Annotated in this window: 15 protein-coding genes, 3 tRNA genes and 4 pseudogenes; 12 read left to right on the top strand and 10 right to left on the bottom strand. The window is 66.0% G+C overall.

The genetic code is table 11. The features are described 5' to 3' along the window. Positions 1 to 94 precede the first annotated feature (94 nt). Together GNX96_RS21355 and GNX96_RS21350 are read left to right on the top strand one after the other, a co-directional pair. Entirely contained in the window at positions 95 to 1,060 is a 966-nt protein-coding gene (locus GNX96_RS21355; RefSeq protein ID WP_163569423.1) for a hypothetical protein, read from the top strand. Positions 1,061 to 1,244: 184 nt separating this feature from the next. Next, positions 1,245 to 1,832, top strand: coding sequence for a hypothetical protein (locus tag GNX96_RS21350; protein ID WP_163569422.1), 588 nt, complete (start codon positions 1,245 to 1,247; stop codon positions 1,830 to 1,832). A gap of 49 nt (positions 1,833 to 1,881) precedes the next feature. Here GNX96_RS21350 and GNX96_RS21345 read toward each other — a convergent pair whose 3' ends face one another. The 4 genes from GNX96_RS21345 to GNX96_RS21330 form a co-directional block, all read right to left on the bottom strand. Continuing rightward, a complete protein-coding gene (locus GNX96_RS21345) occupies positions 1,882 to 2,724 on the bottom strand; it encodes a phosphotransferase (RefSeq protein ID WP_163569421.1) in 843 nt (280 codons plus the stop codon). Positions 2,725 to 3,383: 659 nt separating this feature from the next. Continuing rightward, positions 3,384 to 3,462, bottom strand: a tRNA-Phe gene (locus GNX96_RS21340). A gap of 40 nt (positions 3,463 to 3,502) precedes the next feature. After that, positions 3,503 to 3,576 (bottom strand) — tRNA-Asp (locus GNX96_RS21335). A gap of 41 nt (positions 3,577 to 3,617) precedes the next feature. After that, positions 3,618 to 3,690 (bottom strand) — tRNA-Glu (locus tag GNX96_RS21330). A 242-nt stretch (positions 3,691 to 3,932) separates the two neighbouring features. Between GNX96_RS21330 and GNX96_RS21325 the strand changes: the two genes are divergently transcribed. After that, on the top strand, positions 3,933 to 4,634 hold the full coding sequence (locus tag GNX96_RS21325; RefSeq protein WP_163569420.1) for a hypothetical protein: 702 nt from the start codon (positions 3,933 to 3,935) through the stop codon (positions 4,632 to 4,634). A 478-nt stretch (positions 4,635 to 5,112) separates the two neighbouring features. Here GNX96_RS21325 and GNX96_RS21320 read toward each other — a convergent pair whose 3' ends face one another. Further along, positions 5,113 to 5,763 carry a TetR/AcrR family transcriptional regulator gene (locus tag GNX96_RS21320; RefSeq protein WP_279581055.1) on the bottom strand — a complete coding sequence of 217 codons (651 nt, stop codon included), beginning with the start codon at positions 5,761 to 5,763 and terminating at the stop codon, positions 5,113 to 5,115. 458 nt (positions 5,764 to 6,221) lie between these two features. On the opposite strand from GNX96_RS21320, the pseudogene GNX96_RS64370 reads away from it, so the two are divergent. The 6 genes and pseudogenes from GNX96_RS64370 to GNX96_RS61265 all read left to right on the top strand — a co-directional run. Further along, positions 6,222 to 6,437 (top strand): annotated as a pseudogene (locus GNX96_RS64370) (methyltransferase domain-containing protein); the annotation flags it as partial. 43 nt (positions 6,438 to 6,480) lie between these two features. Beyond that, positions 6,481 to 6,816 carry a methyltransferase domain-containing protein gene (locus GNX96_RS53900; RefSeq protein ID WP_279581053.1) on the top strand — a complete coding sequence of 112 codons (336 nt, stop codon included), beginning with the start codon at positions 6,481 to 6,483 and terminating at the stop codon, positions 6,814 to 6,816. A 151-nt stretch (positions 6,817 to 6,967) separates the two neighbouring features. After that, on the top strand, positions 6,968 to 7,120 hold the full coding sequence (locus tag GNX96_RS21305; RefSeq protein ID WP_163569418.1) for a hypothetical protein: 153 nt from the start codon (positions 6,968 to 6,970) through the stop codon (positions 7,118 to 7,120). Between the two features lie 19 nt (positions 7,121 to 7,139). Then, a pseudogene (locus GNX96_RS21300) lies at positions 7,140 to 8,361 on the top strand (acetyl-CoA C-acetyltransferase). Continuing rightward, positions 8,294 to 8,842 (top strand): annotated as a pseudogene (locus tag GNX96_RS61270) (dioxygenase); the annotation flags it as partial. The pseudogenes GNX96_RS21300 and GNX96_RS61270, both read left to right, overlap by 68 nt. Before the next feature lie 118 nt (positions 8,843 to 8,960). After that, positions 8,961 to 9,218 (top strand): dioxygenase family protein, encoded by a 258-nt coding sequence (locus GNX96_RS61265; RefSeq protein ID WP_390624099.1) that lies wholly within the window; start codon positions 8,961 to 8,963, stop codon positions 9,216 to 9,218. Between the two features lie 46 nt (positions 9,219 to 9,264). On the opposite strand, the gene GNX96_RS53895 is transcribed toward GNX96_RS61265, so the two are convergent. The 5 genes from GNX96_RS53895 to GNX96_RS21280 all read right to left on the bottom strand — a co-directional run bounded on the left by GNX96_RS53895 (position 9,265) and on the right by GNX96_RS21280 (position 12,951). Continuing rightward, positions 9,265 to 10,380, bottom strand: coding sequence for a GMC oxidoreductase (locus GNX96_RS53895; RefSeq protein ID WP_279581052.1), 1,116 nt, complete (start codon positions 10,378 to 10,380; stop codon positions 9,265 to 9,267). Further along, positions 10,340 to 10,618, bottom strand: a complete 279-nt coding sequence (locus tag GNX96_RS53890; protein WP_279581051.1) for a hypothetical protein — start codon at positions 10,616 to 10,618, stop codon at positions 10,340 to 10,342. The genes GNX96_RS53895 and GNX96_RS53890 overlap by 41 nt, the downstream gene beginning before the upstream one ends. Positions 10,619 to 10,852: 234 nt before the next feature. Then, a complete protein-coding gene (locus tag GNX96_RS53885) occupies positions 10,853 to 11,044 on the bottom strand; it encodes a hypothetical protein (protein ID WP_279581050.1) in 192 nt (63 codons plus the stop codon). Continuing rightward, positions 11,044 to 11,946 carry a twin-arginine translocation signal domain-containing protein gene (locus GNX96_RS21285; protein WP_163569417.1) on the bottom strand — a complete coding sequence of 301 codons (903 nt, stop codon included), beginning with the start codon at positions 11,944 to 11,946 and terminating at the stop codon, positions 11,044 to 11,046. Before GNX96_RS21285 ends, GNX96_RS53885 begins: the two co-directional genes overlap by 1 nt. A gap of 219 nt (positions 11,947 to 12,165) precedes the next feature. Continuing rightward, positions 12,166 to 12,951 (bottom strand): PucR family transcriptional regulator, encoded by a 786-nt coding sequence (locus GNX96_RS21280; RefSeq protein ID WP_163569416.1) that lies wholly within the window; start codon positions 12,949 to 12,951, stop codon positions 12,166 to 12,168. 187 nt (positions 12,952 to 13,138) lie between these two features. Here GNX96_RS21280 and GNX96_RS21275 point away from each other — a divergent pair, with 187 nt between their 5' ends. The 3 genes and pseudogenes from GNX96_RS21275 to GNX96_RS21265 all read left to right on the top strand — a co-directional run bounded on the left by GNX96_RS21275 (position 13,139) and on the right by GNX96_RS21265 (position 15,679). After that, positions 13,139 to 13,408 (top strand): hypothetical protein, encoded by a 270-nt coding sequence (locus GNX96_RS21275; RefSeq protein ID WP_163569415.1) that lies wholly within the window; start codon positions 13,139 to 13,141, stop codon positions 13,406 to 13,408. Positions 13,409 to 13,593: 185 nt separating this feature from the next. Continuing rightward, positions 13,594 to 14,317 (top strand): annotated as a pseudogene (locus GNX96_RS21270) (response regulator transcription factor). A 120-nt stretch (positions 14,318 to 14,437) separates the two neighbouring features. After that, positions 14,438 to 15,679, top strand: a complete 1,242-nt coding sequence (locus tag GNX96_RS21265) for a HAMP domain-containing sensor histidine kinase (RefSeq protein WP_279581049.1) — start codon at positions 14,438 to 14,440, stop codon at positions 15,677 to 15,679. The last annotated feature ends 23 nt before the right edge of the window (positions 15,680 to 15,702 follow it).

The raw sequence follows: 15,702 nt of genomic DNA, 5'->3' as shown, positions 1-15,702 counted from the left end.
CGTCAGCATCGCCGATCTGCTCCGAGTCGACCTCGACGGCAATCCGGGCATCGTTGCCGCCGCTGTCGATCTCGACGCTTGGAAGAACACGTCCATGCAGTGGATGCTGGCTGACACCGACCAGGCCGCACCGGCCGATCTCGGCCGAATCGCTGGCGTTGAAGGGATTCGCCGTACGACCGAGCTTTTCGCGCGGCTAGACAACCAATTCGGCGGAGGCCACGCCCGCCAGGCCCTCGTCCAATACCTGCGCAGCGATGTCTTGCCACTGCTGGACGAGCACCAACCCGGCCCGGTCCGCCGCGACCTGTACCGCGCCACCGCCGAGGCGGTCATGCTGGTCGCGTGGATGTCGTACGACGCAGGCAACCACGGACTTGCGCAGCGATATTTCATCCAGGCAACAAAAATCGCCGACTCAGCCGGAGACCGCGTACTCTCCGCCAGCATCATGGACGCAATGAGCCACCAGGCAACATTCGTCGGTAAGTACACCCAAGCTGCACAACTCGCACAGGCCGCGCAAGCTGGAACCCGAGGCCGCGCCACCGCCACCCTGACCGCCCACTTCTCCCTCATGGAAGCCCGCGCACTCGCCCGGCAGGGCGACGCCACCGGCACTGACCGGGCCATCTCGAAAGCCGTCACTCTCTTTGACAAGCGCAAGCCCGACGACGACCCCGAGTGGATTCGGTACGTCGACGAAGCCGAGCTGGCCGCAGAAATTGGCCATTGCTTCCGCGACCTCGGCCGCCACCAGGACGCCGCCGGCTACCTCCTGCAATCGGTATGCGGAACCAGCGACGAATACCTACGCAGCAACTATTTCGCCACCATGGTGCTGGCTGACGCGCACCTAGCCGCAGGTGACCGCGAACAAGCTCAATCCATAGCACTCAAAGCCATCGATGTAGGTGAACACTTGAAGTCCGCGCGAACCGTCGAGTACCTCCGCGAATTCAGGGCTCGCCTCGCCCTGGCCGGCCCGAGTGTGATGGATCGGAGCTTTATTTCCGCAGCCGAACTACATACTTTATGGCGCCTCGCAGCTCCCGCATAAGCAGTCAAGCCGCGTGATGCTGCTGCCCGAACGTATGCAGTAGAGCCAGCCGAGCCGTCACTGGAGTCCCGCGTTGCTCTGTGTCGTTAGTGACTGTTGGCCCTAGCTTCGGCGTCGTTTGGCCGTACAACTCGTACAAGCAGCCACTACTCAGTCAGAGCGCACAGCTTTAGGCTCCGTCGTCATGGACTGGACTGCGGTAATCCCACCGGTCGTGGGTGCATTTCTCAATGGCGTGATCTCTACTCTGGTCGCGCTCGTAGTGCTCTACAAGACTCGAAAGAGCAACTTCACACTCACAACGATGTCTATCGAGAACTCACGGCAGCTCGCGACAGCGCAGGCTGCTATCAAGGCGGGAGAAGATCTCGATGACGCCCTGTTTGACCTCGTCGAGAGGCTAAACGTCGAGGATCGGCAGAAGACCAAAGAGTGGGTCACGGAAATGAACCACGCATGGAACGAATTCACAAAGATCCGTCGTCGTGTTCTGCCCGCGATTCGGGATAATGATCTGCAGTCCTTCGTTCTCCGGGTAACTGACGCCTGCCTCCCGTATCTGCCGAGGAGTAGCCATCCATTCGACCGTGCCCGCGTTCTACGGAATACGAATGCTGTAGCCACGACACTGGGAAGCGTTTCCCAGGGCGTGCATGACTGGCGCTCAGAGGATGTACTAATCCGGGACGTCCCAGAAACGCTCATTGCGACTCTGAAGACCCAAGCAGTTCTACGGCCGTCGCGACTCGGCCACCCCAACGAAACGGCCTAATACGGATTCCAACCCTTCCGACTCTCACCGTTACGGAGGGACGAGATCCTCATCCGGACCTCATTGGCGAATTTCTCGCTCTCGCCAGCTTCTGGCTCAGCCAGCTGACCATTAGGTACTCGCGGATTGAGCGCAGGGTTTCATAGCCGGGCCAGGCCATGATGTCGAAGCCGTAGATCTTGGTGAACTCGTCGTACTCGGCTTTGGTGTGCCAGCCAAAGCTGTCGTAGTACATGGCAGTCACGACCAGATCCCATTCGCGGGGGCCGATGGCGAAGCCGTCCAGGTCGAGCAAGATCGGTTGGCGGGATTGGTCGAGAATGACGTTGCCGACGCTGGCGTCACCGTGGATTACTCCAGCGGGTAGAACGAAATCAAGGCCGGCGTACGCCTTCTGCAGCTCTGGCAGTCGCTCGACCAGGTACGCCCGATCTGCCTCGTCAAGTCCGATGGCAGCATCGAGGCGCGGCATCACCCTGGTGAACGGCTCAAGCTGGGGGAGATCGAGACTCGCCGGAGCGTCCAGTGCGTGAAGCTGCTTTACCAGGTGCGCGACATCGGCAGGGGTTCCGTAGTCCTGCCGGTCTGAAATGGACTGCCAGAAGACCACGACACGATTGTCAACGACGACTGGCTGATCAACATGGACTGCGCGGGCGGCCGGATAGCTGACGGACTCCAGCCAGTCAGCAACGCCGATCTCTCGCCGGTAGCTGGCGACATCGGCAGCCGTACGTGCGACGCGCGCGACGATGGCGTCACGAAGGCGGTAGACCGCGTGTGAGCCGAGCCGCAGCAGCTCCGCGCCGTTGGCATCGATGCCGACCGTAGCGGCCGCACTTTCCAGCGTTGCCCGCGTACTTGCTTCCGTGAACTCAGCTCGATCAGCCATGCCAGTCACGCTACCGGGACACCAAACCTTGGTCCAGCCGATGTGCGATACCTCGCGCCAAGTCCGGTACGTGCACACGCCCGTTCGCGTCTCGCTGCTGAATTGCTCTGTATTGGATCAAGGGCGCGCTCCGGTCGCCCGGCCCGCCACACCGCCGCTGCGGGCGACGCTGGGCGCCGTCCTCGGACGGCGGCCGCACCGGTCGGCCGGAGTCACGCCGCTCCGCACAGATGCATTCACCACGATCAGCACCAGGCTGAGCTGCCGACCATGCAGTCGAGCTGTCTGTGCTCGGGGGTCCTCGCTGGCCCCCGAAACCCCCTGGCGCCTCCGAGAAGCCCTCGACGTACAGCGGGTACGTGGCACTGGTTGGCCTTCCCTTCGACGCCAAAGGCGACCAGACCGGACTGCCAGGATCTACCGACACCCCCACGGCTGACCCTGGCAGTCCGGCCCGGTAGGTCTGCGACCGCCGACGGGAAGACCAACCAGGACCGCGAGAGGGTGGTGAAAACCCGGTACGGCCGTCGTGCAATTAGCGTGCGATTAGCCCAGGCCAAACAGGGTCTACGCAGGCCGTTCGGGGCCAGCTCGGCCCGGACATGCGAAAGCCCCGGGCGGACCTGCGGTGGAACGTTTGACATGGAAGGTGGTGAGAGTGGCCAGGGGCGGGGTCGAACCGCCGACCTTCCGATCCGATTTTCAGTCGGACGCTCGTACCAACTGAGCTACCTGGCCGCGGTGCCGGTCCAGATGCATGACCTGACCGACTGAGCGACCCCCCCGACCGGGCTCGAACCGGCGACCTCCGCCGTGACAGGGCGGCGCGCTAACCAACTGCGCTACGGGGCCTAACTGGTGGTGCCTGCCTATCCTACGACCTCACGGTCGAGTACTCCCAACGGGATTCGAACCCGTGTTACCGCCTTGAAAGGGCGGCGTCCTAGGCCTCTGGACGATGGGAGCGGGACCTCAGCCATGATCGCACATCGGCCTCGACCGAATCTCACCCGCCCAACCAACTCCGTCGGAAGCCACGCCAGCATACGTGATCGCGTACGGGCCGCCGAAACCGGTACGCCGAGGTCCGTCACTCGGCGAGCGCGTAGGCGGCATGATGGCAGTGTGTTCGGGAACAGTGAGGCGCGGCGGCAGGCCGCCGACGCGGCCTTCGACGCGAAGTCGGCGGCCGCGCAGGCCTTCATTCCATGGACACCACCCAGGACCACGTCGAGGCGCAGGTGCAGTCGTACGCGCAGCTGGACGGGGGTGTCTCCGGCCAGCGGATGCGGGTTGACCTGGGTCCGTTGCTGGCTGCCGCGGAGCAGGCATCGACGGCTTACCTGACGGCGGTCGAGCGGTGTCCGATCGAGCCGGACACGAAGGCGCCGGCGTTGCGGCAGGCCATCGGGGTGTTCTCCGGCGTACGGGATCAGCTGGCCGCGGCGGACGCGAACCTGCAGGCTTTCGAGTCGCGGATCGCGCCGGACCTGTCCCGGTTGGACGCGGCGTTGCAGGACCTCGCCGGGTCGCGGGCGCTGGCCCGGACCGGGCTGGAGAAGGCGCGGATGGCCGTGACAGGTCTCACCGCCGCCGGCTACACCTCGGCGGCGGTGGCGGCCAAGCTCGACGACGTGGAGCGGCGCTGGCGGGAGGTCAGCGCCGGGCCAGGACCCGGGCGCGACGGGCTGGCAGCGGCCGTCCCAGGCGGCCAAGGACACCGCGACCGCGGCCGCCGGCGTGCAGTCGGCCGCGGCGGCGGCGTACTTCGCGATGGTGGACGACACCCGCAAGCGGCTGCTCTCCACCGCTACCCGGATGGACGCGGTCGGGCAGCGGATCCCGCTCGCGGTCCAGTCGCTGTCGGACCTGCGACGGCGGTTCGCCCGCGGCTGCTCGGCCGATCTTGAGTACGTGCCGGACGACGCGCGCGAGGGTTTGGATGTGGCTAAGTCGGCGCTGGTCACCGCCGAGCGCTCCGCCAAGCGGGGCGCCTGGGAGGACGCGGCGACCGCGTTGCTGAACGCTCGCCGCCGGCTCGACGCGGCGGAGGCGGGGCTGCGGGCGGTGGACACCAGGGCCCGCGAGTTGGCGGACGTGGTGGCGCATCCGAAGCAGGGTGCCGACCGGGCCTGGTTCCAGGTACGGGACGCGCAGAAGTTCGTGCTGGCCGCGCCGGGTGGCGCGCGGCCCGAAGAAGTGCGCCAGTTGGACGCACTGGTCGCTCGGCTGGAGGCCGCGCCGTCGATGCTCGCCGGCGTCCATCCGGATTACTGGGCCTATTTGCAGGAGACGCGGACGATCTCCACTGAGGCCGACAAAGTCATCGAGCGGGCCAGGCAGCGGCTCTCACCCGCGCGATAGTCCACTGTGGACAGAGGGTGAGTTTTAGTTACTCAGCACGGCCATCGCGACGCGTACGATTTCGGCCACCAATTCCTCCTGGTCGATGCCGCCGTCGGCGATCGTCCACTGGTGCACCATTTCGTTGATCGCGCCGATCAGCCCCAGCGAGCTGAGCCGGTAATCGCGGGGCGGTGCCTCGCCGCGTGCGGCGGCCCGCTCGGCCTCGCCGACCAGCAGGTCGACGTAGTTGTTCCGCCAGCCCATCCGGAACTGCTCAACGGCCTGACTGACCCCGATGACCTCGACATATGCCAGCCGGGCCCAGCGCGGGTCCTCGGCCATGGTCCGTACGTACGCCCGGATCGCCCGCTCCACCCGGGGCCGCATCGACTCCTGCGCGGTGTCGGTCAGTGCGACTCCGATGGCGACCGCAGCTTCTTCCAGGATGCGGCCGTAAAGCGCGATCAACAACGCCTCCCGGCCGGTGAACTCCTCGTAGAAGTTGCGGGTGGAGACTCCGGCTCGTGCACACAGCTTCTCGATCGAGCTGGACGGATATCCGGCGGTGCCGAAAAGCTCCAGGCCGGCCTGCATCAGTCGCTCGCGTCGCTCGGCCTTGCGATCGGAGGCCCGGCGACCGCCGTACGCGCGTGGCCGCGCGGCGTCGGTGTTCACTGCTTCTGAGCTGTTCACTGGTCCAGGTTACGGCACTTGTCGGATTCTCCAAGTCATTGCTCGATAGTACGGTTGACCAATTCCCCTCCCCGACCCGCTCGCATTGTGCAATCTTCGGCGTTATTGCTGGTGAAGGGCGTTGTAAGATAGTTCTTGCGGGCGCGTCGGTCCACAAAGTACAAACCCTCATTGATCTCCGATTGTCATCACCAGCAGGAATTTTATGAGCAAAACCGCCGCGGTCGAAGTCATGGAGACAGCGGCGATGAGGGCGCGGACGTAGGCTGGATATCAGGAGAGAATCGAAGCCGGAAAGAGGCATTTCGAATGGCTGTCGAGATCGATCAGATGACCGGCGCACTCCGCCGGATCGCGCCGCTGTTGGATGTTCGATCAGACGAGTTGCAGATCCGACAAGGGTATTTCGACCTTCTTGTTGACGTGCCAGTGACCTCCACCGGTCGGGCCCAGTCGCTGTGGCTCAATCAAACCGGCGCGGCCGCGTACGATCTCCTGCACCCGATCGCCCGGGATCGCGCGCGGACACCCGCAGGGTGCCGGAGCGGCTCGACCTGGAGTGGGGTGCCACGGTGCTCGACCTTGGCTGCGGCCCGGCGAACATCACTGTCGGGCTGGCCCGCGCGGTCGGCGAACGCGGTTTGGTGATCGGGCTGGACGTGTCGGAGAAGATGCTGGCGCGGGCGATAGCGCGAACGAGCGAGTCGAACGTTGGATATGTGCGAGCCGACGACCGAGCGGCTGCCGCTGCGGGCCGAGACGGTCGACGCGCTCTGCTGCTCGGTCGTCCTGCAGTTGGTGGAAGACCTGGACGCGGTGTTCGACCACATCGACCGGGTGTTGCGGCCCGGCGGCGGCCGGGTCGCGCTGGCCGCGACGGCGGCCGGTTACGGATTGTCGCGGCAAATAGCGCCGTATGTCGGCAACTTCGCTGGCGCGCACATGTTCGAGCCGGAGGAGATGCCGACTTTGCTGGCTGATCGGGGTTTCACCAACATCAAGACGCGGACGTACGCGATGCTCCAGTTCGTCGACGCTCGTAAACCTCGCTAGCAGCCCCTCGACATCGCGTCCGTACGAGGTCACGCTTGACGTCCGCCAGATTGCGGCAAGGTTTGTACGCAGGAGGTCTCCGTGCGAGGCGATCCTCGCCGGCGCCGGACGTGATCGGCCCGGACGGTCGATCCGGGACGCCAACGACCGGGTGATCGCCACCCTTGGCATGAGCGTGCCGGCGCGTACGGTCAGGGTGGCGGACATTCACGCCGACTTCCTGCCGGCGGTCGTCGCGGCCGCCGCCGAGATCAGCAAGCGGCTGGGCGCCCTGCCAGCCGATGACAACGAAGCCGGCCGATGACGATGAGAGGCAGCCTTCTATGCGTGATGCGGTGATCTGCGAGCCCGTTCGGACCCCGGTCGGGCGTTTTGGCGGAATGTTCCGGGACGTGCCGGCGCTGGAGCTGGCCGCCACCGTGATTGCCGAGCTGGTCCGGCGTACGGGCATCGCTCCGGCCGCCATCGACGACGTGATTTTCGGGCAGTGCTATCCCAACGGCGAGGCGCCGGCGATCGGTCGGGTCGCCGGGCTGGACGCTGGCCTGCCGGTGACCGTGCCGGGTTTACAGCTCGACCGGCGATGCGGCTCGGGTTTGCAGGCCGTCATCGATGCGGCAATGCGCGTACAAACCGGCGCCTGTGACGTTGTTTTGGCCGGTGGAGCGGAAAGTATGAGCCAGGCCGAGTTCTACACCGACCGCATCCGGTGGGGGGTGAAAGGCGGCGGTGTGGAGCTGGTCGACCGGCTGGCCCGCGGACGGGTGACCGCGGGCGGAAAATTCCACCCGGTGCCGGGCGGAATGCTGGAGACCGCCGAAAAAAACCTGCGCCGCGAATACGGCATTGGCCGCGAAGAGCAGGACGAGCTGGCCCTCGGGTCGCACCAGCGGGCGGTCGCCGCCATTGCCGCCGGCCGGTTCGCTGACGAGATCGTACCGATCACCATCCCTGGAAAACGCGGAAAACCTGACCAGGTGCTCGACCGCGACGAGCATCCGCGGGAGGACGCCAGCCTGGAGTCGCTCGCGAAACTACGGCCGGTGATGGTCAAGCAGGACGCCGAATCGACCGTGACGGCCGGAAACGCCAGTGGGCAAAAACGATGGTGCCGCGGTTTGTCTGGTGACTACCCCAGAAAAGGCCGCCGAACTCGGTCTGCGCCCGCTCGCTCGGCTGGTCAGCTGGGCCAGCGCCGGGGTGCCGCCGGAGACGATGGGCATCGGTCCCGTACCAGCGACCGAGCGCGCCCTCGGCCGCGCCGGGCTGAAGCTGTCGGATATCGACCTCATCGAGCTCAACGAGGCTTTCGCTGCCCAGGTGCTCGCGGTGACTCGCGAATGGAAATTCACTGAGAAGGATTTCGAGCGTACGAACGTGAACGGCTCCGGGATCTCCCTCGGTCACCCGGTCGGCGCCACCGGCTGCCGGATCCTGGCCACCCTGCTGCGGGAGATGGATCGCCGGGAAGCGCGCTATGGCTTGGAAACGATGTGCATCGGTGGCGGTCAGGGGCTGGCCGCCGTATTCGAACGGGTGGTGTGATGGCAGATCTGAGCGACCTGACCGAGGAGGTCGTACGCAGCTTCGACACCGCTGGGGACAGTTGCGGACGGTAACTCAGAGCCTGGTCAGGCACTTGCATTCCTTTATCGCCGAAGTTGATCTGACCGAGGCCGAGTGGGCCTACGCGATCGACTTTCTCACCCGTACCGGCCACATCACCGATGACAAACGGCAGGAGTTCATCTTGCTGTCCGATGTCCTGGGCGCCTCCATGGCCACCATCAAGGTCAACCACCCAGCCGGCGGAAAAGTCACCGAATCCACCGTGCTCGGGCCGTTTTTTTTCGTTTCCGACTCACCGGATTTCGTGAACGGCGACGATATTTCCCAGGGTGCCGCCGGTCAGCCCTGTTACGTGAGCGGTGTGGTACGTGACGAGGACGGGAATCTCGTCCCGAATGCGTTCATGGAGGTCTGGCAGGCCGACGAGGACGGCTTTTACGACGTACAGTATCCCGGCCTGGACACGGCCCAGGGTCGTGGCCGGCTGAGCGCGGCCGACGACGGCCGTTTTCTGGTTCTGGACCGTCCATCCGGAGGCGTATCCGATCCCCACCGACGGCCCGGTCGGCGAGTTGTTGACCGCGGCCGGCCGCCATCCGATGCGGCCGGCACACATTCATTTCAAGGTGGACGCCGCCGGCTTCGACACTCTGATCACCCACGTTTTCGCGGCAGACAGCAAATACCTGGACTCCGACGCGGTGTTCGGCGTGAAGCGGTCGCTGATCACGCCATTCACCATGCAGAACCCAGGCGTCGCCCCCGACGGGAAAACCATGGATGTTCCCTATTATTTGGTCACTTTCGACATCGTCCTAGCCCGCGCCAGCTAGCCCATCCAGGCCTGGATGGGCCAGCTGGCGCACGCCAAGGACAGCGTCAAAGCCCGAGCTGTTGCAGCCGGATGCTGATCCGGTTGTCGGTGGAGACCACCGGTGCTTCCTTGCTGACCCAGGGGTCGCCGCCGAAATACGTCTTGAAGATCTTCTCCGCCGTACGGGTCGACAGCGCCTGGTTGGACAGTGTCGGGTTCGGCCCGCCGAGGCCGTTGGACAGCGCCGAGTTGTCCGCGATGAAGAGCCGCTTCACGAAACGCGCCTCACCGTTCGCGTCCAGCACCGAGTTGGTGTCCGACGTACCCATCCGCATCGACGACTGGACGTGCAGGATCAGCGGCGCCCAGTCGATCCGGATGACCTTCTTCGCACCTGCTCCGCGCAACAGTTGTACGGCCTTGTTGGCCATGAACTCGCGGTTCGCGAGTGTCCGGGCGGTCCGCTGGCGGCCGTGGAACTCGACCTTCGCGATGGGCCCGTTGGCGTCCGCCGGCAGCGCCGAGCGAACCACTCGGTTCTGCGCTTCCACGTCGTCGTCGGTGATGACCAGTACGTTCAACAGCCGGTCGATGCCGTGGCTCATGATCTCCATGAGCTCCTTGCCGACCGGGCGGCCGGTGGGGCCGTCCCACGAGCCGGTCTTGCCGCGACCGTTGTCGTACCCGCCGCGGACACCGGAGTCGGACAGCATCAACGTGAACGCTTCCAGCGCCGGCGGCAACCCGACGTTCTCCAGGCCACCGTGACCGGGGAAGTCGCACCGGGCCGACGAGCCGACGCCCTTGCTGTTGCCGGTGTAGTCGTCCATCAGGCCGACCACCCAGTCGAAGAAGTGGTCGGTGTAGCCGCGGCCTACCCAGTCGTTCGGGTTCGGCAGGTTGCTGTTCAGCCACAGTCGCGGGTTTTCCGTACAACCACCGGACATCACCACCACCTTGGCGTCCTCGCGGTGCAGGTCGCCGGTGGCGTTGTCCCGCCAGGTCACGCCAGTCGCGGTGGTGACGCCGTTCTTTTCCTCGTAATGCACCTGATTCACGAACGCGTCGGTCATCAGGGTGACCGGCTTGCCGCCCTTGGCCCACACGTCCGCGGTCAGCGCCATCGGCACATAGCTGTTGTCAGTGGAGCGCTTGGCGATCTGGTTCCGCGGCGCGTTCACCGGCTGCATGCAGCCCTGGAAACAGAAACCGCAGAACGTGCAAACCGGTCGCCTTGGGATAGACCAGCAGGTCGGTTTTGTTGGTCTTGCCGGCATTGCCGCCCGGCTGCAGGATCGCGTTCTCCTGCGGACGGTAGCCGAAGCCGTGCGCGTCCTTGGTCTTCTGTACGGGCACACCGAGGGTTTCGCAGCCCCGGAAATAGACCTCTTCCTTGGTCCCCATCGCCGCGGTCTGCACCGGCGCGGTCGCCTCGACCCACTCGAAGTAGGGGGGATCATTTCGTTGTACGAGAACGGGAAGACGTGCTCGGTGTCGTACGCGGCCTTGTCGGCGCCGCCGTATCCCTGGAAAACTCCTGGATACGCCCGCGGGTAGTTCCCGTAATAGTGCTGGGTCGTGCCGCCGACGCCGGAAAGCTGCCAGAGGAACGAGTTCTGGCTGGTTTCCCGGAACCACGCCGGCTTGCTGCGATCACCCGGGCCGAACCGGAGGAACCCGGTCAGCGGGTTGTTCGCGTCGTTCTCGTAATGCGTCCATTCCTTGGCGGATGGGCATAACGCGGGCCGGCCTCCAACAGCAGGACGTCCAGCCCCCCTTCGCGGCCAGCTCCTTGGCCACCACCGGGCCGCCCCCGCCGGCACCAATCACGATGACGTCGCGCATCAGCCCTCCACCTTCTTACGGCCCTGGTAATAGCCCTTGAACTCGTCCCAGCCCTCGGCGATCCCGTCGTAGCCGGTGATCGTCCAGCCGACCGGCTTGCCGGTGAGAGTCCTGGTTTGCTTGTTGTAGACGGCATATTCGGTGAACGAGCCGTAGCCGGAGAACTCGATCAGCGCGCCGCCGACGAATTTCAGTACGCCGGACAGCGACTGGTGCAGCGGCTCGGGCAGGTTCACGTCCAGGGCCTGCACCAGATCGGAGTCGGTGCCCTCCAGCAGGCTCATGGTCTTGGCCTTGTCGGCCCAGCTCAGCCGGCTGAACGGAGACACGAACAAGCCGTGCAGCGAGGCCGGGTTGACCTGGGTGGCGAGCAGGTTCAGCGTCATCGCGATGATCAGCGACAACGGCACCGTCTCGTCGGTGGTCAGGATCCGCTTGAGCGCCTCGTCGACGGTGTTCAGCTGCAGCGGGAGCAGCCTGGTCAGGTCGCCGGGCAGCGGGATCTTGTCGTCCGCGACGGCGGTCGCGAGCGCCGCGGCCACCGGACGTACGTACTCGTTCGGCAGCGGTACGAAGTTGTCCAGCGCGCCCATCAGGAAGTCAGGCGTCTTTGCCTGGATGGCGCCGGCGCCGGCGGTCGACACGCCCTGCGCTTTGGAGTACGGGTCGGAGCCGGGCACCACGAAGGTGGTGAGGCCGTTGATCGTGTCGCGGGCCAACTCCTGCAGTGCCGGCCGGAGCAACGCGATGACCGGGTCGATGCCGGCCTGCTTGGTCTCGCCGGAGGCGAACGGCAGGCCGGTCACCGTGGGCACGATGGCCCCGGCGGCCACCGCGGCTCCGAGCACGCCGGCGCGAGCCAGGAAGGCCCGGCGCGTCAGCTGCTTTCTGTGGGTCGTCATTGAACCCTCTCTTCCGGTGCGTACGAGCCACGCGTACGCGGGCAAACCGGGCCGCCGGGGCAGGCGGGTCCGGCGGACCGGCGCGGGGCTTGCGTCGGACCTGAGATGCATATCACTCAAAATCGGCTAATCCCCTAAACCGGACGCCCAGTCTTGGTGTCGGTTTGTTGGGCAGATCGCCCAAGCGGACGCGGGAGCAGCAGCTCCGCAGATGCGGTGTTATCGCAGCTCAAGTGCCGCTAATGCGAGTCGGAGCTGAACCTGTCCGCGTGGGTCGTACATCGGCACCACCAGCAGATCTTCGAGCCGGTGCAGCCGGTTCAGCACGGTGTTGCGGTGGCAGTAGAGGCGTTCGGCGGTGTTGCTGGCCGAGCAGTTCGCGTCCAGCCAGGCCCGCAGGGTGTCGATGAGCATGTCGCTCTCCCGCTGCGGCAGCGCGAACAGTGGGCCGAGCGCGCAGGTGACCAGCCGAGCGGCCAGCTCTGGCGACTCGACCAGCAGGGCCTCCTGTAGGCGGTCGTCCAGGCTCGCGACCTGGGTGGTGCCACGGCGTACGGTCCGCAGCGCCAGCAGCGCGAGCCGATAGCCGGTCGCCACCTCGACCAGGCCGTGCACCCGCGGCGACAGTCCGACCGGGCCGCGGGCGATCCGCTCCAACAGCATGATCAGGCCGGTCAGCGCCGGCTGCGGCACCACCACCAAGCCGGTCAGGGTTTCCGACCGCTGCTGCCACAGCGACCGGATGCCGCGGATCGCCAGCATGTCCCCGGGCGTACGCAGGCTCGGCCGCCCGTCCTCGCTGGCCGCCGCGGTCACCACCACGTAGGTGGCGTCGACCGGCAGATCCAGCGCGTCCGCGGCGGCCCGGGCCACGACAGTGTCCTCGCCGCGGTTCGCCAGCAGGTCGTCGAGCAGCGCGTACCGCCGCTGCTCGTCCGTCCGCAGCAGCAGCCCAGCTCGGCCCGCCGATACGCGCGCCGGCCACCTCGGCGGAAACCGAGTCAATCATCGCCCAGACCGTGCTGGCTAGGTCCAACAACGAGTCGCGGTCGATGCCGTCGTCGCGTTTGGCCAGGTCGACCAGCGCTTCCCAAAGCACCCGACCGCCGAGACGGTACGTGGAAAGGACGGTGTCCAGCGGCACCTGCTGCTCGGCGCGCAGCCGGCCGGTCTGCCGGGCGGTGTCGAAGAGGTGGCCGCCCACCGGCTCGCCACTGCCGAGGATGCGCAGCAGCGACGCGAGGTTGTCCTCACAGCACCGGCGCACCTCCTGCCGGGGGAGCCCGGCGGAGTTGTTGGCCGTGTGACTGTCATGGGGAAGATCGGAAAGCAGCTGGTCCGCGAGTTCGTCCACCCGCCGCAGCAGGACGCCAGCCAGCTGGCTGACCTGGTCAAAGCTCGCGGTCCTGGCCGCACTGCCAGTCATGTCGTCACCGTACGGGCAGACCTCGACACACCATAACCACCCAATTGGGCGGCGGGGCCGGCCAGATCTGGGAGGCTGGGCGTACGCACAGCTCGGGCACAGGAAGCCCACAGGCCCGACACATCGGGCGCGGCCAAAATGGGGGCATGTCGATGGTTAATGCCGCGCCAGGCCAACCTGTCACCAACGGCGAGCCGGTCGCCGTGACGCAACCCTCGCGACTGCGGCGGTCCGACGGGGAACCGATCCGGGTTCTCGTGGTCGACGACGAGCAGACGCTGGCTGAGCTGATCTCGATGGCGTTGAGGTACGAGGACTGGGAAGTACGCAGTGCCGGCGACGGTGGCGCGGCCATCCGGGTGGCCCGCGAGTTCCGGCCGGACGTCGTCGTACTCGACGTGATGCTGCCGGACATCGACGGCCTGGAGGTGCTGCGCCGGATGCGCGCCGACACTCCCCGGATTCCGGTGCTGTTCCTGACCGCGAAAGATGCCGTCGAGGACCGGATCGCCGGCCTGACCGCCGGTGGCGACGATTACGTGACCAAGCCGTTCAGTCTGGAGGAAGTCGTGCTCCGGTTGCGCGGGCTGCTGCGCCGGGCACACATCACCGAGGAAACTGACAGCGCCCAGATCGTCGTCGGCGACCTGACCCTGAACGAGGACAGCCGGGAAGTACGCCGGGCCGGCCAACTGGTCAGCCTGACCGCGACCGAGTTCGAGCTGCTGCGGTTCCTGATGCGCAACCCGAAGCGGGTGCTGAGCAAGATGCAGATCCTGGACCGGGTGTGGAATTACGACTTCGGCGGCCAGGCGAATATCGTGGAACTCTATATCTCTTACCTGCGCAAGAAAAAATCGACGCTGGGCGGCCGCCGATGATCCACACATGCGCGGCGCGGGCTACGTGCTCAAGCTCAAGCCGGGAGCGGACCAAGGATCGTGACCAGCGCGGCCAAACCCGAAGCCGACCAGACGGTGTCCGGTCAGCTTCGGCGCGCGTTGCACCCGGGTGGTTGGTCGCTGCGCGGCCGGTTGTTGGGCCAGTTGGTCGCATTGGGTGGCGGTGGCGTGCGTCGTGATGGGGGTCGTCACCGAGGTCGGCCTGCGGACGTTCCTGCTCGACAAGCTCAACGGTCAGCTCGCTGGCTCGATCCAACGCGTGGACTCGCCGATTGGAGGGGACCAAGGGCAGCTGCCGCTCGGGCCGCCGACTTCGGGACGGCTTCGGTTTTTGGGTGGTGGGGCGGGAACCGCGATCGTCGTGATCGACAACGGGACTGTGACGGACGCGTACACGATCAACCAGCAGAACTATGGAAAACCGGTCAAGCTGCCGCCTGATGCGCTGGCCGCGATGGAGACCGTGCAGGTCGGCAAGCGTCCGAGTACGGTGGATCTCGGCGGGTCGCTCGGCGCTCACCAAGTCATTGCCGTTGCTTCCGACAGGACACCCGGCAGAGTCCTGATTGTCGGACTCTCGGTCGTCGACATCAACAGCACTTTGCTGTCCACCGGGTTGATCATGCTCGGGGTGGCGTTGATCGCGGTGCTGCTGACTGCTTTGGCCGGTGAGCTGATCATTCGCTATACGTTGACCCCGCTGCGAAGAGTAGCGGCGACCGCGAGCCGGGTGGCCGAGTTGCCGTTGGAACGCGGCGAAGTCGCGTTGTCCGTACGAGTGGCGGACCGGGACACCAATCCCCGTACCGAAGTAGGCCAGGTCGGCTCCGCGCTCAACCGGATGTTGGGCCATATAGCCAATGCGCTGGCCGTACGACATGCCAGTGAGATGCGGGTCCGCAAGTTCGTGGCGGACGCGAGCCACGAGTTGCGTACGCCGTTGGCCGCCATTCGCGGTTACGCCGAGCTGACCCGCCGGTCCGGCGACAAGGTGCCGCCGGACATCGCCCGGGCGATGGACCGAGTCGAGTCCGAGTCGATCCGGATGACCGCGCTGGTCGAGGATTTGTTGCTGCTGGCCAGATTGGACGCCGGCTCTGGACGTTGCGGGGGCGATTCGGACCGAGTCGAGGTCAGAGTCGATCCGGATGACCGCGTGGTCGAGGATTTGTTTGTGCTGCTGGCCAGATGGACGCGGACGGCCGCGCGAGCTGCCGGCGGGCATCGACGGTTCGGTGACCGCGGCCGACATCACGCTGGGTTCGCACCCGGCGTGATGCACGCGGCTCGCGGATACGTGTCGCACTCGAGCGGCGACGCCGCGTCCGACCGTGAGCTGGTACACTGCGGGTCGAGCGATGGCGGCTGGTTCCAAGGCTCTGCCCACATTGCCTTCCAACGCTGAAAATCTTGGGTATTGATGTGGAG

The sequence above is a fragment of the Fodinicola feengrottensis genome, assembly GCF_010993775.1.
GTDB classification, from domain to species: Bacteria; Actinomycetota; Actinomycetes; order Mycobacteriales; family HKI-0501; genus Fodinicola; species Fodinicola feengrottensis.
This window is presented reverse-complemented; position numbering and strand designations above follow the sequence as displayed.

Bases quoted from the DNA above. Each gene is read 5' to 3' on its own strand.
- GNX96_RS21355 (WP_163569423.1), top strand. From the start codon at position 95: ATGCAGTGGATGCTGGCTGACACCGACCAGGCCGCACCGGCCGATCTC.
- GNX96_RS21350 (WP_163569422.1), top strand. From the start codon at position 1,245: ATGGACTGGACTGCGGTAATCCCACCGGTCGTGGGTGCATTTCTCAAT.
- GNX96_RS21345 (WP_163569421.1), bottom strand. From the start codon at position 2,724: ATGGCTGATCGAGCTGAGTTCACGGAAGCAAGTACGCGGGCAACGCTG.
- GNX96_RS21325 (WP_163569420.1), top strand. From the start codon at position 3,933: ATGGACACCACCCAGGACCACGTCGAGGCGCAGGTGCAGTCGTACGCG.
- GNX96_RS53900 (WP_279581053.1), top strand. From the start codon at position 6,481: ATGTGCGAGCCGACGACCGAGCGGCTGCCGCTGCGGGCCGAGACGGTC.
- GNX96_RS53885 (WP_279581050.1), bottom strand. From the start codon at position 11,044: ATGCGCGACGTCATCGTGATTGGTGCCGGCGGGGGCGGCCCGGTGGTG.
- GNX96_RS21285 (WP_163569417.1), bottom strand. From the start codon at position 11,946: ATGACGACCCACAGAAAGCAGCTGACGCGCCGGGCCTTCCTGGCTCGC.